The 23,318-nt window shown below is 51.7% G+C and carries 16 protein-coding genes; 10 read left to right on the top strand and 6 right to left on the bottom strand.

The genetic code is table 11. The annotated features are described in order from the left end of the window. Positions 1 to 66: 66 nt before the first annotated feature. Positions 67 to 768: a hypothetical protein gene (locus tag L21SP2_RS07820; RefSeq protein ID WP_024267964.1), complete on the bottom strand. Its 702-nt coding sequence runs from the start codon at positions 766 to 768 to the stop codon at positions 67 to 69. On the opposite strand from L21SP2_RS07820, the gene L21SP2_RS07815 reads away from it, so the two are divergent. The 3 genes from L21SP2_RS07815 (at position 743) to L21SP2_RS07805 (ending at position 3,311) form a co-directional block, all read left to right on the top strand. Continuing rightward, the gene (locus tag L21SP2_RS07815) at positions 743 to 2,038 is read left to right on the top strand and encodes an HD domain-containing protein (RefSeq protein WP_081719522.1); all 1,296 of its coding nucleotides are present in this window, start codon (positions 743 to 745) and stop codon (positions 2,036 to 2,038) included. The two genes, L21SP2_RS07820 and L21SP2_RS07815, sit on opposite strands and share 26 nt — an antisense overlap. 117 nt (positions 2,039 to 2,155) lie before the next feature. Beyond that, complete coding sequence (locus tag L21SP2_RS07810) at positions 2,156 to 2,614, top strand: hypothetical protein (RefSeq protein ID WP_024267962.1); 459 nt, start codon at positions 2,156 to 2,158, stop codon at positions 2,612 to 2,614. Next, a complete protein-coding gene (locus tag L21SP2_RS07805) occupies positions 2,601 to 3,311 on the top strand; it encodes a late competence development ComFB family protein (protein ID WP_024267961.1) in 711 nt (236 codons plus the stop codon). The genes L21SP2_RS07810 and L21SP2_RS07805 overlap by 14 nt, the downstream gene beginning before the upstream one ends. Before the next feature lie 6 nt (positions 3,312 to 3,317). Here the strand turns inward: L21SP2_RS07805 and L21SP2_RS07800 are convergent, their stop codons facing one another. From L21SP2_RS07800 to L21SP2_RS07785, 3 genes are read right to left on the bottom strand one after another with little or no spacing between them, the layout of a single operon-like run. Beyond that, positions 3,318 to 3,596 (bottom strand): DUF503 domain-containing protein, encoded by a 279-nt coding sequence (locus tag L21SP2_RS07800; RefSeq protein WP_244437956.1) that lies wholly within the window; start codon positions 3,594 to 3,596, stop codon positions 3,318 to 3,320. Positions 3,597 to 3,611: 15 nt separating this feature from the next. After that, positions 3,612 to 5,123 (bottom strand): ion transporter, encoded by a 1,512-nt coding sequence (locus L21SP2_RS07790; RefSeq protein ID WP_024267959.1) that lies wholly within the window; start codon positions 5,121 to 5,123, stop codon positions 3,612 to 3,614. Between the two features lie 8 nt (positions 5,124 to 5,131). Next, on the bottom strand, positions 5,132 to 6,058 hold the full coding sequence (locus L21SP2_RS07785) for a hypothetical protein (RefSeq protein ID WP_024267958.1): 927 nt from the start codon (positions 6,056 to 6,058) through the stop codon (positions 5,132 to 5,134). A 110-nt stretch (positions 6,059 to 6,168) separates the two neighbouring features. Here L21SP2_RS07785 and L21SP2_RS07780 point away from each other — a divergent pair, with 110 nt between their 5' ends. From L21SP2_RS07780 to mutL, 4 genes are all read left to right on the top strand, one after another. Continuing rightward, positions 6,169 to 11,340, top strand: a complete 5,172-nt coding sequence (locus L21SP2_RS07780) for a hypothetical protein (RefSeq protein ID WP_024267957.1) — start codon at positions 6,169 to 6,171, stop codon at positions 11,338 to 11,340. Positions 11,341 to 11,482: 142 nt separating this feature from the next. Beyond that, the gene (locus L21SP2_RS07775) at positions 11,483 to 12,868 is read left to right on the top strand and encodes a hypothetical protein (RefSeq protein ID WP_024267956.1); all 1,386 of its coding nucleotides are present in this window, start codon (positions 11,483 to 11,485) and stop codon (positions 12,866 to 12,868) included. Between the two features lie 12 nt (positions 12,869 to 12,880). After that, on the top strand, positions 12,881 to 15,241 hold the full coding sequence (locus L21SP2_RS17120) for a FecR family protein (RefSeq protein WP_024267955.1): 2,361 nt from the start codon (positions 12,881 to 12,883) through the stop codon (positions 15,239 to 15,241). 18 nt (positions 15,242 to 15,259) lie between these two features. Next, positions 15,260 to 17,101 (top strand): DNA mismatch repair endonuclease MutL, encoded by a 1,842-nt coding sequence (gene mutL / locus L21SP2_RS07765; RefSeq protein WP_024267954.1) that lies wholly within the window; start codon positions 15,260 to 15,262, stop codon positions 17,099 to 17,101. A 303-nt stretch (positions 17,102 to 17,404) separates the two neighbouring features. Here mutL and L21SP2_RS07760 read toward each other — a convergent pair whose 3' ends face one another. Both L21SP2_RS07760 and L21SP2_RS07755 read right to left on the bottom strand, forming a co-directional pair. Next, a complete protein-coding gene (locus L21SP2_RS07760) occupies positions 17,405 to 19,339 on the bottom strand; it encodes a tetratricopeptide repeat protein (RefSeq protein WP_024267952.1) in 1,935 nt (644 codons plus the stop codon). Between the two features lie 81 nt (positions 19,340 to 19,420). Continuing rightward, the gene (locus tag L21SP2_RS07755; RefSeq protein ID WP_024267951.1) at positions 19,421 to 20,164 is read right to left on the bottom strand and encodes a tetratricopeptide repeat protein; all 744 of its coding nucleotides are present in this window, start codon (positions 20,162 to 20,164) and stop codon (positions 19,421 to 19,423) included. A gap of 82 nt (positions 20,165 to 20,246) precedes the next feature. Here L21SP2_RS07755 and L21SP2_RS07750 point away from each other — a divergent pair, with 82 nt between their 5' ends. The 3 genes from L21SP2_RS07750 (at position 20,247) to L21SP2_RS07740 (ending at position 23,310) form a co-directional block, all read left to right on the top strand. Beyond that, positions 20,247 to 21,605, top strand: coding sequence for a tetratricopeptide repeat protein (locus L21SP2_RS07750; protein ID WP_024267950.1), 1,359 nt, complete (start codon positions 20,247 to 20,249; stop codon positions 21,603 to 21,605). Positions 21,606 to 21,692: 87 nt separating this feature from the next. Beyond that, entirely contained in the window at positions 21,693 to 22,394 is a 702-nt protein-coding gene (locus L21SP2_RS07745) for a metallophosphoesterase (protein WP_482822308.1), read from the top strand. Next, a complete protein-coding gene (locus L21SP2_RS07740; RefSeq protein ID WP_024267948.1) occupies positions 22,387 to 23,310 on the top strand; it encodes a transcriptional regulator in 924 nt (307 codons plus the stop codon). Before L21SP2_RS07745 ends, L21SP2_RS07740 begins: the two co-directional genes overlap by 8 nt. The last annotated feature ends 8 nt before the right edge of the window (positions 23,311 to 23,318 follow it).

Raw genomic sequence — 23,318 nt, 5'->3', positions numbered from 1 at the left:
TGCGAGTAATTTTACGTATTTTCCATATACTGTGTACAGCAGGAGGAGAGGAGTGAACATTTCGATTCAGTTTTCGTCGTCTCCTGATCCGCTGAGCCCGGCTATGTGAACAATTCGAGCTGTGTTTCCATCATAATATACCACAATTTGGAGGAAATGCGTGCTTTCAAAGGACCTTAATTCGCAGGCGATATCAAAACGGGAATTCCCCAGACTGCGAACCGAGTAAATATTCACAGAACGGAAGGGAGGCCGGGGAGTACGGGAAAGTCCGAACTCCTGGAAATCAACGCTCTGCCAATACTCTCTCGGGGACAGAAGGTCATGGATCCTCTTTTCCTGGGCGGACATGAGGAGGGGAGACTGAACCTTCCCCAATAGATCGTGGCTGGGGAGTATGACCCGGGGAAGCGAGAAATCGTAACTGTCCACATAATTCTTCAAGGCAGGGGGGATATCCGGACCTTCAGAAACGGCGCTCTGATCGGAGCGGGTGTTTCCGCTTTCCTGTTGGGCTTCAGCCCCGCCCTCCCGGTTGGAAGAAGTGTCCTCGGGTGACCGGCTGGAGGCTTCAGCGGCCTGTCCGGCAATCTCTGCTGCGGTCCTGGCTGCATTCCCGCCGTCCGATTCCCCAGTTCCGGCATCTCCTGATCCGTTTGTGTCGTCTCCGCATGAAAGGTTGAAAACAAGGGAAATCATGAGGATTGCAAGAAGCCGTATCAACAGGCTATGATCACCGGTAATGAGCGATGTGCGAAGAATTTTCAACGACTATCTCCTAAATGAATGTATTCACCCCATCAGAGATCCTCTGTGGGGACATGTATATTTCCCCGAATCCTTTCTGAACATAGTCCAGACTCCCGAGTATCAGCAGCTTGGCAGAATCAAGCAGCTTGGCCCCAGCTATCTGGTGTATCCTGGAGCAACCCATTCACGATTAAACCACAGTCTTGGAGTTTTTCATATAGCTTCCAGAATGGTGAAGAGGATGAGCCAGAGCAATATTCAGCTCCCCCTCACCCTTCAAGGAGCCAAGGCATTTCTTGCAGCCGCCCTTCTTCACGACCTGGGACATTTTCCCTATACCCACAGTCTGAAGGAACTTCCCCTTGAAGAGCATGAACAGCTTACCTCCCGGCTCATACTCGATTCCTCCATCACGGACATTTTGAAGAACGATGCGGGCGTCGATCCGGGTATGGTCGCAGCCATTGTTGATGAAACTCTTCCCAACCGCTCCAGGGAGGTTGCATTTTTCAGAAAAATACTCAGCGGCCCAATCGACCCGGATAAACTGGACTATCTCAACAGGGATGCGTATTTCTGCGGTGTCCCCTACGGCTTCCAGGATGTTGATTATATTCTTTCAGTGCTTCAGCCCCACCCTGACCACGGCTTTACAATTACTCAAAACGGTGTGTCCGCCATCGAAGGTCTTCTCTTCTCCAAATACCTGATGTACCGGGCAGTATACTGGCACCCCACGGTGCGGACTGCCACGGGTATGATCAAAAAGGCTCTGCATAGGGGGCTGGAGAAGGAAAGCATCAGCCTTTCCGAACTGTATGGGCTGGATGATGACAGTTTTTACCGCAGTTTTGCGGAAAACCAGGGAGAGGAGTTCAGCCTCATCCGAAAAGTGTATAACCGCGATCTTTTCAAGACCATCGGTACCTGGAGTGTCGCCCCGGAGAATCCTCAACACATCCATCTGGATGATCTCACCCACCGTTCAATCCAGGAGGAACTGATCCGAAGCGAACTTTCTGAATTGCTGGATATGCATGTGGACGACTATCAAATCCTGTTGGATATCCCGGAAAACATCTCATTTGAATCCAAGCTGATGATTGACCGGGATTCAGAAATCATTTCCTACCATGAATCCGAGACGGTATTCACCCAGGAAGTGGTACATCAGTTTACAAGAAATCTCAGAAAGATCCGTCTTTCGGTGGCTCCGTCGGTGAAGGATCGAATCATTCAAAAAAACATTTCAGCGGAACAGCTGCTCAGCCTGGGGGGCCTGGATTAGCCTCGGCAACAGCACGGTACGCTTCGGAAACTTTTCCCGGAAAAATCTGCGATCACCGGTAAAAGTGTTTATACTGTAGTCAGGAACGACGTTTGAATATCCTGTTAGAGAGCATGCATGTCACAAGAAGCAGTTTTGGAAGAGCGAAAACGAAGAGTGGAAATCCTTTTAAAGGAGCTCCATTATGATATTGTCGACGGAGAGGAACTCGAGCAGGCCTACTCCGCCACCATCCAGGCAGAAGACGGCTTTATGGCCGCCTACTTCATTGATCCGCAGAGCAAATTCCTTGAGTTCAGTTTCGTGTTCAGCTTTCCCCCGGATTTTCATGATTTTATCCGGGACAGAATGGATGAGATGCTGCAAATTTGCTACGAATTCGGTTCATACGTTAATATTATTAATAACAGAGAGGAAATTGCGTTCAGCGTTTTTTCCAAAATATACTACGCTGGATTGAATTACTACGCATTGAAGGAAACCTTGCGGGATTTCAAGGGCGTCGTAAAGAATCTAACTGAGCTCCTGGATATCAGAATGGAGATCCAGAAGGGAGAGGAATATGGAGATTCATAATCTCATGGAGGACAAGGTTCTGAACATACTCAATGAGATCTGCGATGATGAGGAACAGAGCAGCGAATACAGCTACTGTACGACTCCTCAATGCAGAATGGACGCAGCCTGCTTTGTACTCAACCGGATACCTCAGCGATATGTGAGCTCAGGAAGAGGGTTTGCACATATCGAATCCGACATTCAGGATGATCCTCAGATTCAGATTGATATTGTAACACTGGCCCACGAGGGATTGCGCAGGGTCACAACCATCCAGCGCAGTTTCTATGACGGAAGAAATCCCGAGAATGACACCATAGATGAGGGACTCTATTTTCAGTTCCCCATGATAAAAGGCAGACTCTTCAATGCACTGAATTTTGCTCCCATCGTGGATGTGGATGTGGTATTCCGCTGTAACGGAGAAGCGGTTCCCATGGTTGATACCCGGTGGCAGAATCCCTACAGAATTGTGAGCAACACTCCGGGAACGTATCTTTTCTGGCCCAAGCCGATCAAAGCCGATACCGAAGGGGAAGAAAAAGATTTTGTGTTCGAACTGCGGATCGAAGATGAAAAATACGAACCCTTTGTTCATACCTTTTCGCTGCATATGATTTCTGAAAAAGTGAAGCCGGTGAAGGGAATGAAATCCATGCGGGATTTCAATCTTCAGGACCTGTTCCTGATTCCCCGGGGAGACGAGATCAGATAAGCTGCACTATTGATAGTTTTCAGAATGGATAGAGGTGTCGTGAACTCTTCCGTCAAACTCATCTTCGCAGAAGGTAAGAATCTTGTTCATCATACCTTCGCCGTATCGGCGGCTGTTGGATACAACCGCCACACCGATTTGTGCGAACCCGATACTGTCATGAAGGTCCACTTCCGCCGCACTCACCTTAAACTTCCTGATAATGCGGTGCTTCAATGAGTTCACCCTCTGACGTTTTTCTTTAATGGATGTAACACCCGGCATTTCCAGGATCACTTGCAGCATGGATACTATCATGCCCTATTTATCCCGTGAATCGTCCTCACTGTCAAATCCGGAGTCATCATCAAGATCAATGTCATCAAGATTGAAATCGTCATCAAGATTAAAATCATCATCATCCAGCCCCTCACCCGGACCTTCATCCTGAGAATCATCTGATTTGAAGGAGAAATCTTCATCCGCCATGTCCGGAATATCCGGCAGGTCATCGGCTTCAAAGCCGTCGGAAGAGGAGGTGGAAAAATCATCCAGACTAAGGTCTCCCAGCCCCTCCTCATCCGGGATGGATAGATCCGGTTCTTCCATATCAAGAAAACCTGTATCCGGAGATTCCGGAAGACCGGAATCTGTTTGTCCTCCGGATGAGTCATCCCCTGCAGGGAGAACTTCACCACCGGATTCTGAATCGGGAGATTCAAAATCGGTAAAATCTGCCAGGGAGATATCCAGGATGGAAGAACTTTCATCCAGCCGTTCCCTGTCCTTCATCGGCAGATAGTGATGGTTATACAGCTGTGCAAGACGGTAAATTTCATCCTGCTCAAACTGCTCCGGTATCCGCACCTGAAGATTATAGGATGGCTCATCAAATCCTCTGCGCATAATATGAATAGGATCGGAAACGGTCAGGGCGAAATGGGGGCTGTAGACAAACATCAGCATCAGAACCAGTGCCACAATAATACTGAAATACCGGAGATTGCTGAGAGCACGGTCCACGTTCAAATGGGTAATATCGATGTACAAACCGGTGTCCCCCATGGAGATGTACCCGTAATCCCCGGCTGACCACTGTTCTGCGTATTCCTCGTTGGAATACCGGCTGTATCTGGTGTGGCCGTCATCCTTGATCATCAGAAGAAGGGGCAGCGACCGGGCATATTCTTGCAGGGCGGCACTGTTGCCCTGTTCGGAAAGCTCCCTGGATTCCAGGTACTCACCAACCGTCCCGGCTGTTTCCTGGTACAGAACCTCCACGTTCCCGGTGGTGACAAAGCTTTCAACCACTGCAAAGATCAAAAGGGTAAACACCAGTGTGGAAACAACCATTGTGGAAATTCTTGCAATATGTCTCTGGGACATGGCGGAATCGGTATTCTTGATCCGGCGGAATATTTTCAGAACTCTCAGAAGTCTGAGAACCCGGGCAACCCGAATTGCCTTAACCACCTTGAGAATATTCAGAATGCTGCCGAAGGCCAGAACAGCTCCGGTTCCGCTTATCAGGGCGAAAAGCTGGGGTCCGGAATTGAACAGCAGCAGGGGAATGGACGCAAGAAAATCGATCCATCCACGGTCCTCAAGGAAATAGTTTCGGAATTTCCCTCTGGAACCGGCATACATGCCTCTGGTCAGAAATTCGACGGTGAACAGCAGGTCAAAGACAAAACCGCTGATTAATAATGCATTTCTTGTCTGAGCATTCCAGCCGCTGATAACGGCAAAGTCTTCCAGGAAGGTCTGAATCAGAACAAGAATTATCGCTACAAGTATGAAATTTTCTAAGAATCGTGCCAGTCTGCTCTGCATTCTTCCTCCTACCACCCGTTCTCGGCGGCTATCATATACATTTCATCCAGCATTTTGATATCAAAACCGTAAAACTTATAATTCCGTCTTGCAATGCTGAGCCAGCTTTTATCCGGGGTATCTGCTCCCCGATCCACCTTCATGTCCGGGGTGTAGTTTTTCGCCCGGGCACTGAGGATCGCCCCGATGCGGGATGTTGTTTCCAGCTGGGGGTTTTCCAGAAAGGAAACATTGGTGTTCACTGCGCTTGAGATCACCTGGGGAGGAAGCAGGGTAAGTTCCCCCTTCATAAGCTCCATAAGGTTTTTTGCATATCCAGAACTGATGAGTCCGCTTCGGGGATCAAGGATGTCCCCTTCCCCGGCATTTCCCAGGGCATAGCCTGCGGCCTGTAGAAGAATCGTAACCTCGACGAACGACTTAATCTCCTCCTTGCTCATTTTCAGCCGCTGAACCTTGGTCAGTTCAAAGTGGATGTGCCTGCGCATCCGGAATGCTTCATTGACATAGCGGGCGGGAAAATCATAATGGAGGGCGGTATAGCATCCTGCAAAATTCCGTCTGAATTCCGGCTTTCCTAAACCGAGGTTGAGAAAACGGAGGATCTGATCCTGAATGCTGCTGGGCCGGCTTTGCTGCTGCCGGAGAAACTGAACAAAGGAGAAGTCGATTTTCTGAACAATTCCCTTCAGTGCGGGCAGCATTCGCTCATTGGTGAGCTGTCTCAGATTGGCCAGCAACAGCGTCTGAATCTGGTCCAGGGGCAGCCCGGGAAAAAACGACGGTGACATGAGGGTGGGGCCCAACTGCCGAATGTTGCTTTGCAGGAACTGGACGACCTGTTCCTCTTTTTGAAGTGGTGTATACTGTTTCAGGGCCGGGTTCGCCAGCAACCGGTGAACAAACGCCCCTGCTTTCTGCTGATGTTGATTCATAGGCCTTCCAAAATTGGGGTTATGATGAACGCTCCATAAACTATAATACAACGGGGATGAAACTGAACACAAGCTTGAAACTACATTGCCCATCAGTCCGAACATGGAGTTTGCAGGTATCTGTTCTGCTCCTTGTATTTCTCCTCTATTCTAATGGAATTGCGGCCCAGAATGCCAATACCACCCTGCCTTCTCTGGGGGCAGACGGTTCGCTCATATATCCTGAAGAGGCTCCCAGAGCGCTTTTTGAATATGATATTGATGATACCTCGGTTGAATTCTTTCTGCTCGGCAGCTGGGAAGCCAAGCTTGGATTCGCCGCCGGCATGGGCTGGATTCCCGACGGGAGCGGAGGCTATACCACCCAGTCCATCCTGCCCGGGTCACTTATATCCACACCTCTGACCAATACGGTCGATCTGGTTCTTTCCCTGTGGATCGAGCAGAAATACTTCTTCGAAAGCAGTTTCCGCAGCGGTTTCAGGGACAACAGCATCCTGGCCGGGTACTACGGTGAAGGCAGGCTCAGGGAATTGAAACTCGGCAACACGGATATCGGCATCAGTGAGTACCCAATGCTTGGGCTGGGAGCCGGCCCCCAGGGCAGTCCCGGCATTTCTGCTGTCTTCGCCGATCTGTTCGGCTCCAACTCCAAAGCTGTGGAAGGAAGTCTCCACGAGCTGATGTTCCGCTATGAGACCTCCACGCTGGTGGAGCGGAGTTTTCAGGGTAACCGGGAGTTCATTCAGGAAGATAAAGCCATTCATGAGGCAGTAAGCAGCAGCCTCTTTCTTCTTCCCCACAGCAACGTGGAGGATCTCACAGTTCTTATTCAGGCAGATGCCGATGAGGCGGGTCCATACCTTGATGATCAGAGGGGTGAGCGGTATCGAAGGCTGACCGCCGGCACGGATTACGGATTACGTGATGATATTCCTCTGCTCAGTCTGAACCCCTCACTGCTGAATGATGGATCCCCGGGAGAATCTAAACGGCTGCCGCGGGTTCTTGTGAGGTACCGGGGAAACGGTGTGTATCCTGAAGAGGGCTCTTTCGCCGGAGATATTGCTGTGAGCCGGCTCTACCCCGGAGATCCGGGGGTGGGAAGGGAGGAGGTTCAATTCAGTCTCCAGCCCGGAGCAGATTTTGATCAATTTGTGGTGGCATCTCTTGATGCTCTCAGCGGAGGAAGCGCCCTGAGCAATCTTGAACTGGAGGATTTCACGGTAACCCTGAACGGAGATTCCTACCTGCTGCTTCACGACCCCAGGTTGTTTTCCCCGTTTGCGGTACGGTCCCGGTACGCCGCCAGCTCCACCCCCTCCACGGTTCAGCTGATCGGGCCCGACTCACGAAGCAGATCGGTTCCTTTCCAACCCATCCAGGGAGACAGCGAGGCAGATGTGGAGATTCTGCCCTCAGGCAGCCCGGAGGCCCTGGCCGATCCATGGCGTATACGTTACCCGCTGCTTACCCTCAGCGATGATTATGATTTTCTGGAAGCGGTTGGAAGTGCATACGGCCCCCTGAGCCCCGAATCATCGGCCCTGCCCGACCGGCAGGCACGGAGCATACGGGGGTATCGTCTGCGCTTTCTCAGTGAACAGGGTGAAGGCCTGCGGATTGACCAGGAGATCATACCGGGATCCCTTCAGGTGTACCGAAACGGAATCCTGGAGCAATCAGCATACCTGGATCAGGGGAAGGTGGTACTGCCCGAGGACATTGCTTCCAATGACAGCATTCAGCTGCGCTACAGAATTTCCGACCCATCGGGGAACAACGGCAGCATCAGCTTCGCCGCAGGGCAGAAGATTTTCCTCCCGGGTGAACAGCTGTGGACACTGTCCGCAGGCGGCAGCGTGGTTGTCAGGTCGCAGACAGAAGGGACCGGGCAAACTGCCGACGATGAGCCCCCTACAGACGGCGGCGCTTCCGAAAGCGGCACCGGCGAAGACGAAGACGGGGAAATCGGTGAACCAACGGAGTCAGCTGAATCTGCAGAATTTTACAGTAATCTGCCCGGCACTCCCGGATACCTGCAGATCGGAAGCAGCTATAGCTACCGGGATGAGTTTCTGGAACTGTCTGTGAACGCCGCCATGGGCATCTACTCCGGGGGAAGCGGTGATCCCCTCTTTTCCCCGGGAGATACGGATGCCCGGATGGATTTGAGTCTCAGCCCCCTTACCCTGGTTCCCTCAGCTCCTCCGTACAGTAACCAGCTTCAGAACCTGGATGTTCCCCAGCTCCCCGGCCTGAGCGGAACGGAGTTCACCCATGAAACCCGGGGAAGACTGTATTTCAGGAATTACCGGTCATCTCTCCGGGGAATCCTGCTCACCAGGGAGCAGGCTGAAAGCGAAGGTACGCCCGACCGGGTGGGCGGGGTGAGCGGCCCCTATCCGGTTTTAGCCTCCGCTGCGGATACCGATTCGGCCGGGGTGGAAGGGGTGGTTTCCGTACTTGAGTTTGAGGTGGATGCGGATTCATGGGTTGGATATCAGGCCCGGGGGGGAAGCAGCGGGGTCATGCAGATTCCCAGCGGTTTTGCCCTGGAAGTACTTCCCGCTTCCCTTGAGTCTGTGCCGGGAGATCTGCATGTTTTTCTGCAGCTTGGAGCGATATCTGAAGACAGCGATGAGGACAGAATCCTGGATGTTCAGCCCGATCCCAACAGCAGAGGGTATGAATTCAATGGCTGGGAAGAGGATCTTACAGCCGGATATCCCGGGCAGGCCTATAGCAGCAGCTACCGGGGGACCGGAGAGGACCTGAACTCCAACGGCCTGCTAGATGCTCAGCTTCCCTCTGCCATGACCAGCATCTATCTGGGAAGCATTGCAGCAGAGGACGAAGGCTCCTGGAAAACCCTGAAAGGGGATTTCACCACGGAACAGCGGAATGTTCTTCTGAACCATCCTGAACTCCGGGAGAACCTGCGGGTAATTGTATATTCACCCCAAAGCGGACAGGGCGTTCTCCAATTCGGAGGCCACAGATACACTCACATCCCCGTGCTGGTAAACGGCAGCCTGCGCCCGGTGAACCAGGACGCCGCCGATCCGGGAGAATCAGCTCCCCAGCCTTCCCGGAATATCCAGTACTTTCAATATACCTCCGCCACCCAGGCCGATATCACATTTCCTCTTGGAGGAATTCCCCGGGGTCTCTATTCTCAGCTGATTCTGCCCGTCTTTCTTCGCTCGGCCTCACAGCTTCCGGATTTTCATATCAGTGTTAATTCCATGGATGCGGGGACCCTGAGCATTCCTGCGGGGGAAATCTGGTACCGGATTGTCATGGACCTGGATGACGCAGCGCTGCTTCTATTGGACCGGGAAGGTGAAATACTGAGTCAGACCGATATTCCATCGACCCTTGAAAACAGCGGACCGCTGAACAGCCTCACCCTCAGGTTCAATCCCCAGGGAAGCGGTGAACTGTATGTTCAAAAACCCTATTTTTCGGGACTGGACAATCTTCCCGGAGGGGGAATTCAGGCGAGTGTGAACCTGAATCCCGGACTCAGCACCCACAGCTCACCCTGGCTTGCCTTCGCCCTGGACCGGGTTGAGTTTCGGGGAAATGCGTACAGCCCCAGTTTTCCCGACGGGAATGGTGCGGACGGCAGCATGCGATTGCTGGGGAGAATACCCGGACTTGAGACGGAATTGCATACGGCGGTTTCTGTTCCGGATTATCGCCGAGGTACGGCGGATCTTGAAATCGGCCACAGGGCTGAATTCGACCCGATTCAGGTTTTTGCCATAGCCAACTCTTTCAGCAGAAATTTCACACCAGGAGATCCTGATCCCGACGGGAACCGGCGAAGGATCAGCCACGATCTGTCCCTCTCTCTGAATCCTCTTGATTTTTTCGGCAGCTCCGCCGGATACAGTTTTGCACTCAGCGCCTTGTCCATGAACCGCAGCTGGAATTTGAGCGGAAAGCTCACTCCCGGAGAAATCCTGGATCTGACCGGTGAAATGGGGCTTGAAATTGCTGAGGATGATTCCAACCGCGCTGCCGCATTTTATGAAGACGGTCCTCAGTCCTACGGTCACCAGTACACCCGCAGCCTCGGACAGATTGACTGGAATGAAATCCCCGGGGAATTCTTCCGGCGCAGCCTGCACCTGGAAGGCAGCGGAACCGCCGACGGCGAAGGTTTGGACCTTGCACTGAACGGTTGGTATACCAGTGGGGTGAACGTCGCCGGTGATACCAGATTTTCAGCAAACCTTCAGCAGGAACAGAAGATCAGCTTCAGCGGACCTAAAGATACCAGCCTTGAGCTGGCGCAAAAAAGCGGTACATCGTTGATCACCTCCCAGAGCGCCGAAACTCTTGAAGCTCAACTGGATCTTTCCTTCCGGCAGCTTGGGGATGCGCCCCTAATGTGGCTGCCCCTGGGTATAGCAGGGATTCTTGATCCCGGATTGGAACAGAAGTTCGCCGATCAGTTTCTTCATCCCCCCTCCTTCCAGCCCATCCGCAGCTCAGCGCTGGATTACCTGTTTGAAACCGAATTCCGCAGAGTACCCGATTCAGGAATCTCCGGTCTTTTGATCCCCGCGGGAGCGGATTTCTCCCTGAGCAGAAATATCAGCTGGCAGGACGGCATAATCCGGGATGCCCGCTTTCTCACTGCGGGAATCGACTGGCAGGCCATCAATCTTTTCGGCAGGCAGGGGAGAAATGCCCTCTTCTCATTTTTTGACAGTGATGATTACTTCTACGGAATTGAAACAGGACTGAACATGAATCAGCCGGAAATCTGGTACGGATCCTTCAGCTCCCAGAGCATTTTGTATTTCCCGGATACCCTGGATGAACTGGAACTTGAGGGGAGTGCAAAATACTGGAACCGCGGACGGATTGCTTCCCGGATATCCCTGGGAGTTTCCCTCTCCTGGGTGTCGGAGCTGAATCCCTGGGATTCCCTTACAGAATTTCTCCAGCGTCACGCTTCCCGGGAGGAGCCGGGCGGTCTGAGCATCCGGCATCGGGAGGGTGTGGAAGTAGGTTTCAGCTCCCTCTCCCCCCGCAGCTTCCCGATTCCCGGGGAGCGGCAGCTTCCACCGGGCTGGCTGCAGCCCGGGATCCCGGGCAGCGAGATCATCATATCCCACAGCTCCAGCCTCCGCTTCTCCAGCATCGGAAGCATGACAATCGAGATCAAGGGAGCATATGAGACCGAAGCTCTGGAAGAAATAAATTACCAAAAATCTCATAAAATAGGGATGCAAATTGATGCAATCCTGGAGCTTTCTTATTAAACTTGTTTTGGTAATATACACATCTTGTTATGTGGAAATGCTGAGATATATTATAATCTACAGCGGATAGTTCAAAACATGAGTTCTGAAATGAATCTGTAGTTTTACTGATCATCGGAGCTGAAGGTTTTAGGAGGAATCAATGAAACTGGCCCGTTCTTTCGTTTTTGCAACGGCATTGCTGATACTGTTGGGTCTGCCTGCATGGGTAATGGCCCAGGAAGATGCAGAAGGTGGTGCGGACTTCGGATTCGGAATGGATCTCGGTCTTGGAACCACGGTAATCGAAGATCCACTTACCGGCGAGCCGGAAAGCTGGCAGAGTCTCAGTCTGAGACCCGATTTATCATTTGGTAAATTCGGCATCGGGCTGGCAATAGATCTGAATTTTTCCTTCTCTGATGATGAGGGAAATCCGGGATTCAGAGTACGGGAAGAGGACTGGGTCCCAAGCGAGCAGTACAGCTTTCTTGAACTGTACCTCCCCATATTCAGATATGTGAGATACGGCCTGAAGGGCGATCCGATCTATGCCAAAATCGGGTCCATCGACGATTTTCTCCTTGGGAACGGTTTTATTATAGCCAATTACTCCAACACCCTCTTTCTGCCGGAACAGCGGATCAGCGGGCTCTCCTTTGACCTGGACGGCAATCTGTTCGATTTTCCCTATATCGGGGTGGAAACCGTTGTGGGAAATCTCTCCCAGTGGGATATTCTGGGTGCACGGCTGTACACCCGGCCGATTTACTGGAGCGGGGTTCCCATCATAAAAGAGCTTCAGCTCGGGTTTACATTCATCGGCGACAGGAAACCTCTCTACTTTGAGCGGAAAAATCCTGATACATCCCAGTTTGCGGGATTTTTTGATGAAGAGCAGTCAGTTTTCATCTGGGGTACCGATCTCAGGCTCCCCATCCTTTCAAATGATGCAATCAGTCTGGCTGCATTCTCCGACCTGGTGTTCCAGAATGACAGCACCGGCGGCATGATCGGTTTCGGAGGCAAGCTGATAAACCTCATCACCTACGGAGCTCAGATCCGTTTCCTTGGACAGAACTTCATTCCCACCTACTTTGACTCAAGCTACGATCTTTACAGAGCTGAGAAATGGTTTATCTATAATTCGGATGCAGAGATCATCCCCGCCTACACCGGCTGGTTCACCACACTGGGCATCGAAGCCCTGGAAAGCCAGATCGTGTTCAATGCCAATCTGGAAGGTTCATTCGGAAATCCTGACAACAACGAACAGCTGCGGCCCACCCTTACCGGAGTACTCAGTCTCAGCGATGAACTTCTGGGCGGTTTCAGCGTGGATGCCAGCTATCAGAAAAAATACATCAGCGACTTTGCAGATCTGATTTCACCTGAAAATGCCGTAATCGGTGCTACTATTGGATATAACACGGGGCCTGCCACCATCAGCATGATTTATGACTTGAAATATGATCCAACGGTGGAAGAAGGCGAAGACAATTGGAAAGTTACCACCAAACTGGAAACGAGCATTTCGCTCTTTAACTAATTGGGAGGAAGTATGAATTTACGAAGATTAGGCGCATTGCTCCTTATTCTGCTCCTGCCGGCAAGCATGCTGGCGGCTCAGGAACAGGATGTATATGCTGAATTGATTTATTATGATTTCGGTACTGATGTGGAGATACTCATTCCCGAAGATGACGGTACCGAATTCCCCTACTCCGAAATGGAGGGGAACCTGGATATCGGTATGCGGCTTCCGGTGGGCTCAACCATCAATACCAACAATGGTGCGGTGGAGATCCAGCTGGTGCCGAACAGTTCTGTTATGAAGTTGGCACCGGACACAGAGTTCACCATTAAAGATCTTTCTCCCAGCAGAAGCAGCGGGAACAATGACTTCCAGGTTGCTGTAGGCCGGGTGAGAACCGTAGCATCCCGCCTGAGCGGCAATGCACAGATGCGGATTCGCTCGGGATCCGCTCTTGCCGGGGTCCGGGGAACCGACTTCAGCTTCGATGCGGATAACGGCAAGCTTTTCGTAAGCGAAGGTTTGGTTGATTTTGCCAAGACCACCGGTGAAGGATTCGCCGATGTGGGCGAAACCGTTCAGCTGGGTGCCGGTCAGTTCGCTGATGTGTTCGCCGATGTGTTTGAAGCCGCGAATTTCAGCGCTGAACAGTTCGCCGAACAATTCGGAGATCAGCTGGACTTCAGCGATCCCCAGATCCTTGAACAGGTGCAGCAGGAAGCTGCAGAGGACCAGGCACAAGAAGAAGGCGAAGAATCCGAGGAAGAATCAACTGAAGAGGAATCTGAGGAAGAAGATTCCGCCGATGAAGAAACAGACGGGGATGAAAGCACCGACGGAACCGGCGATGCAACCGCCGCAGATACCGCTCCGGAAACAGACTCGGATGCTGCCAGCCCTGATGCCGAAAGCGACCAGGATCTGGCAGACCTCGAACAGGGCGATGAAGACGATATCGTCATGAAAGCCCTGGGTTATCTGGGTATGGAAATCGGTTCTATTACCATTGACGGTCGAACCTACAGCAAAGTGGTGTTCCAGCCTGAGTTCAATCTCGGAAAACTGCGCACCCAGCTGTACCTTCCCATCATCTACACTTCCAATTTTACCGATCCCGATGACTGGTATCGGCCCAAAGGAAATGATGAGTGGTCCTTCGGAACCGACCAGCCCGAAGGGGACACCCTTGCAATGATCTCCGATGCGGCAACCGACCTGATCCTCAAGTTCAAGTTTATTGAATGGGGTGATCTGAGAGATAACTTCTTCTTCCAGATCGGAAATGTGGAAAGCATGACTCTCGGCCATGGGATTCTGATCCGTGAATATGCCAACGATGCGGACTTCCCCGCGATACGGCGAATCGGACTCAACCTTGGTCTGGGCTTCGGCAAGATGCATATACAAACCCTGGTGAACGATCTGTCGGACCCCTATCTCTACGGACTCCGGACCCAGTTCGGACGCAACGGCGGTATGGGTATTTCCTTTGCGGCAGATCTGAACCCCTTTGAAGCCTACGAAGGCATCGAGGAGACAGAACTAACTCAACTGCAGCGGGATGTGCTTGAAAGCAAGCCCGCATTCCTGAATGCCGCAGTGGACTTTGACATGCCGATTATGGAGAATGATGTACTCAGTCTGGTGCTCTTCGCCGACGCAGCAACATTCTTCCCCTATCTGAATGAAGGGATAAGCAACGGAGACACCACCCTTGAGCCCGGTATTCAAACCCAGGCGGTATTCACAGGGGATGGACTGAAAAACTACGGTATTGAAGCCGGTGTTTTCGGTAACGTACTCTTTGTGGATTATCGTCTCCAGTATCAGTACTACGAAGGAACCTTCAAACCGGGCTTCTACAGCCAGCCCTATGACCGTATACGGGGCGACAGAGCCGGTGAAGTGGTGGACTATCTGCTGAATCCCGATGCAGAACGGTATAATTCATATACCATGGGAATTTTCGGAAGCGGCGGAATGGACCTCGCCAACACAGGGCTGAGCCTTGAGCTGGGCTATCTCTGGCCATGGACTCTGAACAAGGAAACCGGAGATATCAGTACCGATGCGGATGACTATTTCGAACTGGGTTTCGCAGCCGACAAGGAAGCATTGTCCTTCCTTCCCTGGGAAATGGAGTTCGGTCTGGAATACAGCCGGCTGAGATTCCGGGATGTGTTCATGGAAGAGCGTAACGCACGGCTCTTTGATGAATCCGCCATCCTCAAAGGCGAAGGCGTGGTAGCCATCGTTCCTGGAATCAATATCGCTCTCACAGTAAGCACCAATGTGCTGCGGGACGACAACGGCAACATTCGCTATGATGAGGACGGAAAAGCGCTTATCGGACCCTCAATCGGTCTGGAAACCCGGATAGGAAACTGATAAGATTATCTTCATCATATGAAAACAACACAATCATCCCGGAGAATATCCATTCTCCGGGATTCAGTAGCACGTAAAATTGCGGCCGGCGAGGTAATCGACCGGCCGTTTTCTGTACTCAGAGAGCTGGTCGACAACTCCATTGACGCCCAGGCGGCAACCATTGATGTCTCCATTGAAAAGGGGGGAATTTCACTCCTTGAGGTGACGGACGACGGTTGGGGGATGTCCCGGGAAGATATTCAGCTGTGCTGGCTCAGTCATGCCACCAGCAAGATCAGCCATGAAGACGATCTCATGCATGTACACAGCCTGGGGTTCCGGGGTGAGGCGCTCTCAAGTATTGCCGCAGTTTCCCGTCTGGAAATTGTGAGCCGCAGCGGGGAAATGGATGCTTCCGCACGGCTCATAATCGAGGGCGGCGGCGAAGCACGCTACGGGAAGGTGACAGGGCGGAGGGGTACGCGGGTGTCTGTCCGGGATCTGTTTTACAACCTGCCGGCGCGCCGGAAGTTTATGAAATCATCCCGCAGCGAGTCGGTGCTGTGCCGCAATGCATTCCTGGAAAAAGCACTCCCCCACCCGGAACGTTCGTTCAGACTCTTTGCAGACGGGAAACCCAGGCTGCTGCTGCCGGAAACCGGCACATCCGGGTATATTTCCCGTATCAGCGCAGCCTATCCGGAGCAATGCCCCTCCGAACTGCTTCAGCACATCCATGGCAGCGGGGACGGGTTCACCCTGGATATTGTCCTGGGCATTCCGCCCCTGTTCCGTCAGGACAGAAAGTATATTCAGATTTACTGCAACCGGAGAAGAATCAATGAATTTTCTCTCATACACGCCGTGGAATATGCTTTTGACTCCATACTTCCCGGGGGGAACCACCCGGTAGCGTTCGTCTTTCTTGAAATCGATCCAGAGCTGGTGGATTTCAATATACACCCGGCTAAACGGGAGGTTCGCTTTGCCCGTCCGGAAATCATTCACCGCCGCGTTCGGGAACTGATTGAAGAATTCATCGGTTTTCAGATTCGGAACAAACCCCAAAACCTCCGCACCCCGGATAATCTTTCACCGGTTTCGGGAGATCTCCCCCTGACCGACAGCGAACCGCCCTCCCCGCAAGGTCCGGCTTCCCGGCACAACCACGCCGGCGGGAATCTGCATACCGCCCCGGCAATGGTTCGGGACCGGGCGTTCCAGTACCACAGCGGCTTTGATGAGCGTCCATCGCCTGTTCAGCCGCCGGGAGGAGGAGCATCCGGGCCTGCAGCTGCGCCGGCATCCATTCAATCAACAGCCGGCAAAGAAATGCCGGCCTACCGCTACCTTGGACAGATTTTCTCGGTATTCCTGCTGGTGGAGATGGAGCAGACCCTTTACATAATCGATATGCATGCCGCCCATGAACGGATTCTCTACGACCGCTTCAGGAGCTCTTCCGCCGTGGAGAGGCTTCTCATTCCATTCACTGTGGAAAACGACGATCCTGCTTTGGCGGAGCGTATGAGCCTGCAGGCGGAGAAACTCAGAGCGATGGGCTTCGACATCCGTCTGAAGGGAAGCGGGAATTCCCTGGAGATTCATGCCATACCTGCGGCGCTGAAGGGGAAGGAACGGCTTCTTCGATCCACTCTGGCAGAGCTTGAGCGGGATTCCCGGGATCTGGAAGTGAGCCTTTATGAAAAAATGGCCTGCAGAACCGCCGTGAAGGACGGGGATGTGGTTGACAGCAGCACTGCACGATCAATTATCGAAGCAAGCTGGCGGCTGCCGGAAAAGCGCTGCCCCCACGGACGCCCCATCTGGTTCACTCTGAGCAAAGAAGAGCTGTACCAGATTGTGGGAAGAACCTGATACGGCATACTTCCGTCCCCCGCGCAGCCTTCAGGCATATGGACATAGCCTTCTCAGACACATGGCCCTCAAGAAGATGGACATAGCCTTCAGGCAGACGGCTCTCAGACAGATGGATGAGGGGACGCCGAACTCCCGGTTCCGGGAAGCGGAGCCGAGCTGAGGCGGGCCCATCACCGGCGGCGGAGTGGATCTCCGGCAGTCGAATCGAGCTCCGCGGCCGAATCGAGCTCCGGCAGTCAATCTGAGCTGAGCCGGGCCGATTCCAGCCCGACTCAGAGCACCTGAATATACAGAGCAGATTTACAGGGAGGCCAGCAGAGTCCTGGCTTTTTCCGCCTGACTGCTCTCCCCTGCCCGGTCAACCAACTGCTGCAGGATTTCCCGGGCCTGCTCTTTGTTATCCAGTGCGATGAGCACTTCTCCAAGCCTGATATATGCATCCCAGTAACTGCTGTCCAGGTTAATTGCGGTTGTGAGACTGTTCTCAGCCTGCTCGTAGGCCTCCATTTTAATGAGCGTGAGAGCGAGATTGTAACGAAGAAGGGCTGAGTTCGGCTCCGCCTGAATTGCAGTTGCAGAATGGGTGAGACTGTCCTCGTAGAGGGTTTTCAGTCTGTAGACGGTGGCAAGGTTATTGTTCACATCCGCACGGGAAGAATCAATTTTTGCCGCATCAAGGAGCACCTGCAGTGCTTCATCGTATTCTTCGTTTTGAATATGTATATCCGCAAGTTCAATGCGGGGTTTGATATAGCCCGAACGCTGTCGAATTGCAGCCTGAAAGTATTGGGACGCCTGCTCGAGACTTCCCAGTTCCTTAACCGCAAGACCAAGGGTATAGTTGTATTCGGGAACCGAGGAATCCATTTTCACCGCTTCTGCAGCATATGGCAGCGCTTCTTCGGCCCGGTTCAGATCCAGAAGAACCGCAGCGGTATTATAATGGTTCTGAGCCCTGCCGGGTTCCAGTTCTACCGCGTTGGTAAAATACTCCAGAGCTTCAGGCAGCCGTCCAAGTTCATAATAGCTTCGCGCCACCGCACGGTTGTTTCTGGCGGAATTATCATAATCCAGTGCCTGCTGCAGGTTTGTCAGAGCGTCCTCGGCATTTCCTTTTGCCAGCAGGAGTTCACCAATCCGGTTATAGGCGCTGGCATAATCACTCTTCACGGCTACAGCTTTTCGATAGTTCTGAATGGCCAGATCCGGCTGATCCAGTCTCTCAAGGGTGAGCCCAAGATTGAAAAATGCTTTCTCGTTTCCGAAGTCAAGGAATACACAGGCCTCATAACTCTGCCGGGCATCTGAATAGCGCCGTGCATCGAACTGGGCGTTACCCAGTGCATAAAACACATCCGCATTGGTACTGTTCAGATCTGCTGCAGTACTCAACTCTCGGATTGCTTTATCGAACTGTTTCGTCTCGTTGAAAATTCGGCCAAGGGTGTAGTACGGCTCCCAGAGCTGGGGGTCACGGTCAATGGACTGCTCGGAAAAGCTGATGGCTTTGGAGAGGTTATCGTTGTTCTGGATATCCTCCTCCACAAACGTTTCTGCCATCCGGGCATACGTAAGGGCCGAGTCTTCATCAATATCCATGGCCTGATTGATTTTCCCCCGGGCGTTCACGAACTGGTCATCTTCCTGAAGCCGCCGGGCTTCATCCAACAGTTCCTGAATCTCTCTCTGCCGGGCAGCTTCCTCTTCGCTGAGAGCCGCCAGGCGCTCTTCCTCGGCCTGCCGTCTGGCTTCTTCCTCTTCCCGTCTGCGCTGCTCTTCCGCTTCACGCTGTGCTGCCAGCTGTTTCTGGAGCTCAAGTTCGGCTTCTCTTCTCCGGGCTTCTGCTTCAGCTTCCCGTGCGGCCGCTTCACGGGCTCTGGCCTCGGCCTCTGCCTGGCTTGCATCTTGAGAGTTGTTGTCAGGCTGGCGCTCGGTCTGCCGCTCATTCTGGCGCGCGGCTTCGGCGGCTTGACGCTTTTTCTCAAGGGCTTCATCCCTGAGGGCAACGGCCTCTTCATCATTCGGATTTTCGATCAGCAGACTTTCGAGCAAATCCAATGCACGGTCATACTCTTCCTGCTCAATGTAATCCGCCGCCAATGCAAGGGTATTGAGCCTCGCCTGATCATCTCCGCTGCTTTGATTCAATATTACAAAGGCACCTGTTCCAATAATGCCAAGCAGGGCCACAACCCCTAAAGAAATCAAAAGTGCTTTTTTGGTACCGCTGTTCATAACCCCTCCCGGATGATAGTTATACTTTTACAGATGTTTTTACAATAAATCTATATATTCGGCCGCTTTTATTGATACAGCTTAATCCGCCCTCTGGAACTCTTCCTCGTCCTCTTCAATCTCTTCTGTTCCCGCCCCCAGAGTTTTCGCCTCCGAACCGGCTTCATTGAGATTTCCGAGAATGTCGTTGAGAAGTTCCTGCCGCCGGGCCTCTTCCTCGGCAGCCTTTTGTTCAGCCTCAAGGGCTTCCAGTCTTGCACGCTCTTCTTCCAGCTCTGCAAGGCGCTGTTCTTCAAGCTTTCTGGCTTCCTCGGCAGCAAGCTCCTCCTGTATTGCGTTGATCATCTGCTGCACTCTGGGCGCCAGATTGTGTTCCGGATCAAGCTGCAGGAATTGTTCATAATCGGATTTAGCGTTTATCAGCTCCCATTCCCTGAGATAACTGTTGCCGCGGTTCAGATATGCGTTACTGAAACTCCCCCGGCTGCTGATGGCCAGACTGAACTGTTCAATTGCCGACTCAGGATCTTCCTTTTGAAGATACAGATTCCCCATATTATAGTAAAACAGGTGGCGCTTATCTCTGGCGTATCCCAGTCCGTTTTGAAGGGTATTAATTCCCTGGTCGTACAATCCCAATTGTTCATAGCTGTGGGCCAGATACAGGAAGGTGTCAGGATTGGTATTCCCCTGGGCGATCACCGTTTCGAAAATTGCGGCCGCATCCCGGGGCTGATTGTTCATAAACGCATCAATTCCCGACTCAAGCAGGCCGCTATCCTGGGCTGCCGCGGTTCCTGGCAATATAATGAGAAAAGCAATCATAAGCAGACAGCCTATTTGACAAGGCTTCAAGTATTCATTTATTCTGAATTTAGAATTCATTTTACAGGTTGTTAACATACACATGATTATTATACCCCTTGCGGTGTTGGGAATCTTTATCGTCATCGCCGCTATTATCATCGTCAGAATCTTCTTTCGCCCAAAGAGGGTGAAAAATATATCCCAGCTGTATAAGCAGGGAAAATACGCCCAGGCATCCCGTATGGCGAAACAGATCCTCGCCCGGGATAACCGTAACGCAGACGCCCACTATTTTCTGGGTCTCTGCTATGAAGCTGAAGGAAAATCCGAACTTGCGCTGATGGAACTGAAAACGGTGAATCAGCTGAGCAAGTTTGATGAATTTATCAATGAGCTTGAGTTCAGGAAGAAAATAGCGGAATTATTCCTAAAATTCAATCAGAGCGAAGAGGCACTGAAAGAGTATCTTCTTCTGGTAAAAAAAGACGAAAACAATGCCGAATACTATTTCCTCATCGGAAGTCTCTTCGAGCAGCGGAACCGTCCTGATAAGGCTGTAAACTACTATAAAAAAGCAATCAACCTGGATGAGCGGCATGCGGGAAGCCATGCCCAGCTGGGAAGCCTTCTCTACCGTGCGAAACGGTTTTCCGACGCCAGAGGCTATCTGGAACGGGCGGTGAAGCTTGATCCGGAAAACACCCAGGGAAGTTATTTTCTGGGCAAGATATTCAAAGATAATAATGATTACCATGCCGCCCTGAACTACTTTGAACGTTCATCAAAGGACCCTGAACTGAAGGTGAAAAGTCTTGCGGAACGGGGGGCTTGCTACATCAATATGGGTGATGTTGACCGGGCTCAGGCCGAGCTTCGCAGAGCCATCAAAATCGCCAAAAACCCCCGTTCCCAGGAAGTGCTATACGCCAGATATCTGCTGGCCTACATCCTGGAGAAGGAACGAAAAATAGAAGAGGCCATTGAACATTGGGAAGAGATCTACAAGGTTAAAGAGGACTTCCGGGATATTTCGGAGAAGCTTGCTAATTATCAGGATTTACGCACCGACGACACTATCAAGGATTTCCTGATCGCAGGTCAGGAGGAGTTCCTCGACATGTGCAAAAAGGCCGCGGGAACCATGAGTTTTGTGGTACATGAAATCACCCCCATTAACGGCGGATGCCAGATCCTGGCAAGCGAAAATACGGACAAGAAATGGCGGAATCAGCGTAAACAGCCCAGGCTGATGCACTTCCTCAGGGTGACCGATCCCATTGATGAAAGCACGATCCGGAGTTTCAACGACACCATGCGGGAACAGAACTTTCCACGGGGCGTAATTCTGACCAGCTCAACTTTTTCCAAGATGGCACAGAATTTTGCCGAAAGCCGTCCCATTGAATTGTTCGATAAAGACAAGCTTCAGAAGATCTTGAAAACGGCTCTCAGCTCCTGACCCTTCAGGAGTGATGGTATTTCAGAGGATATGAATTTATTGAAAAAAACTGCAGCTGAACATAGAAGATCATTGAAGATTCTTTGTGTGGCAGATCACATCGATCCCCTGGTGTATTCTGTTAACGCAAAGGAACGGTTCAGGGATGTACATATCATTCTGTCCGCCGGAGATCTGAGCATGAACTATCTGGGGTTCATCGCAAGCACGCTGAACCGCCCGGTACTTTTCGTATTCGGTAATCATAACCTGAAACATCTTGAACTCTTTAAACGTCCCCAGCATTTCCTCCGGGACGGTATCAGGGAAAACTTCCATACGGTGAATTTTTTCGGCTCCACCTATATCGGTGACAAACATTATCGCCACAAAGGGGTTTTGATTGCCGGCCTGGGCGGAAGTATCAGATATAATGAGGGAAAGAATCAATTCACCAACTTTCAGATGTTTTTGAAAATTCTGAAACTGGTGCCCGGACTGGTTTATAACAGAATCATTCACGGAAGGTGGCTGGATATCCTTCTTACCCACAGCCCCCCCTATCAGTTAAATGATCGGGATGACCCTTGTCACAAGGGTTTCCGGGTCTTCAGAAACTTCATGAGGGTGTTCAAGCCCGCATATCTGCTTCACGGTCACGTGCATCTGTATGACCAGAATGCTGAACGGGAAACCCGGTATCATCAGACCAGAATCATCAACGTATACGATCATTATGTGCTGGATGTTGAATTGGATGGCGGCGGTAGATTCCGGAGGAAAAACAAAAAGGCGGCGGCACATGAGTAACAGCTTCCTGGACATCAGTTCCAGAGAAAATTTTACAAAAGCGCGAAAAAAAGCGTTTTTCAAGCGGGTAATGAGTCTTCTTCAGCCGAATAAATATGACCTTCTCTCACTTGAAGAGGTTCGGAAGCTGCTGAGCCCGAGCAGCGAAAGCTACCAGGGTCTCAAGGCGGTCCCCATCGATCATATCGTGGGAAGCGAGGGCAGGTACCAGGATTTCAATAAGGAATTTCTTCCAAAACGGGATCACCTGCGTCCACGTTGGATGAATATCGACAAGCTTCATCTCCAGAACGTGAACCTTCCCCCCATTCAGCTCTACGAAGTGGGAGGGGTGTATTTTGTCCGGGACGGAAATCACCGGGTGAGCGTGGCCAGGAGTCAGGGTATTGAGATGATCGATGCCGAAATCGTGAGCCTCGATTCAATGATTGAGATAACCCCTGAGATGGGAAAACAGGAACTCCGGGAAGCGGTAATCGAATTTGAAAAGAAGAGCTTCCAAGAGAAAACCGGCTTTCCCGGCATAGTCCCGGACTACGATCTTGATTTCACCGCCACCGGACGGTTCAACGAAGTGCTGTTTCATATTCTGGAGCATAAATACTACATTAATCAGGAGTTCGAAGAGGAGCTGCCGCTGAGCTCTGCAGTTTTCTCCTGGTTTGAGAATGTCTACACTCCCATTCTTCAGGTGATCCGTGAATATGGGCTGCTCTCAAGTTTTCCCGACAGAACCGAGGGAGACTTGTATGTCTGGATTGTGAAACACTGGCATAACCTGAAAAGCAAATACGGACAGCATGTGAGTATCCTTGAAGCCGCTGAGGATGTGGTAAAAACCAAGGGCATGGATTTGGGCGAACGGATCAGGTATTTTTTCCAGAAGATCTTCAAGGGAAAAGGATTAGGGGACTGACAGCCTGT

This window comes from Salinispira pacifica (assembly GCF_000507245.1).
In the GTDB taxonomy this organism is placed as follows: domain Bacteria; phylum Spirochaetota; class Spirochaetia; order DSM-27196; family Salinispiraceae; genus Salinispira; species Salinispira pacifica.
This window is presented reverse-complemented; position numbering and strand designations above follow the sequence as displayed.

What these genes read in the sequence shown, in the direction of transcription:
- L21SP2_RS07750 (WP_024267950.1), top strand. Translation starts at nt 20,247, where the DNA reads ATGATTATTATACCCCTTGCGGTGTTGGGAATCTTTATCGTCATCGCC.
- L21SP2_RS07790 (WP_024267959.1), bottom strand. Translation starts at nt 5,123, where the DNA reads ATGCAGAGCAGACTGGCACGATTCTTAGAAAATTTCATACTTGTAGCG.
- L21SP2_RS07815 (WP_081719522.1), top strand. Translation starts at nt 743, where the DNA reads ATGAGCGATGTGCGAAGAATTTTCAACGACTATCTCCTAAATGAATGT.
- L21SP2_RS07760 (WP_024267952.1), bottom strand. Translation starts at nt 19,339, where the DNA reads ATGAACAGCGGTACCAAAAAAGCACTTTTGATTTCTTTAGGGGTTGTG.
- L21SP2_RS07800 (WP_244437956.1), bottom strand. Translation starts at nt 3,596, where the DNA reads ATGCTGCAAGTGATCCTGGAAATGCCGGGTGTTACATCCATTAAAGAA.
- mutL (WP_024267954.1), top strand. Translation starts at nt 15,260, where the DNA reads ATGAAAACAACACAATCATCCCGGAGAATATCCATTCTCCGGGATTCA.
- L21SP2_RS07740 (WP_024267948.1), top strand. Translation starts at nt 22,387, where the DNA reads ATGAGTAACAGCTTCCTGGACATCAGTTCCAGAGAAAATTTTACAAAA.
- L21SP2_RS07805 (WP_024267961.1), top strand. Translation starts at nt 2,601, where the DNA reads ATGGAGATTCATAATCTCATGGAGGACAAGGTTCTGAACATACTCAAT.
- L21SP2_RS07810 (WP_024267962.1), top strand. Translation starts at nt 2,156, where the DNA reads ATGTCACAAGAAGCAGTTTTGGAAGAGCGAAAACGAAGAGTGGAAATC.
- L21SP2_RS07755 (WP_024267951.1), bottom strand. Translation starts at nt 20,164, where the DNA reads ATGATTGCTTTTCTCATTATATTGCCAGGAACCGCGGCAGCCCAGGAT.
- L21SP2_RS17120 (WP_024267955.1), top strand. Translation starts at nt 12,881, where the DNA reads ATGAATTTACGAAGATTAGGCGCATTGCTCCTTATTCTGCTCCTGCCG.
- L21SP2_RS07785 (WP_024267958.1), bottom strand. Translation starts at nt 6,058, where the DNA reads ATGAATCAACATCAGCAGAAAGCAGGGGCGTTTGTTCACCGGTTGCTG.
- L21SP2_RS07775 (WP_024267956.1), top strand. Translation starts at nt 11,483, where the DNA reads ATGAAACTGGCCCGTTCTTTCGTTTTTGCAACGGCATTGCTGATACTG.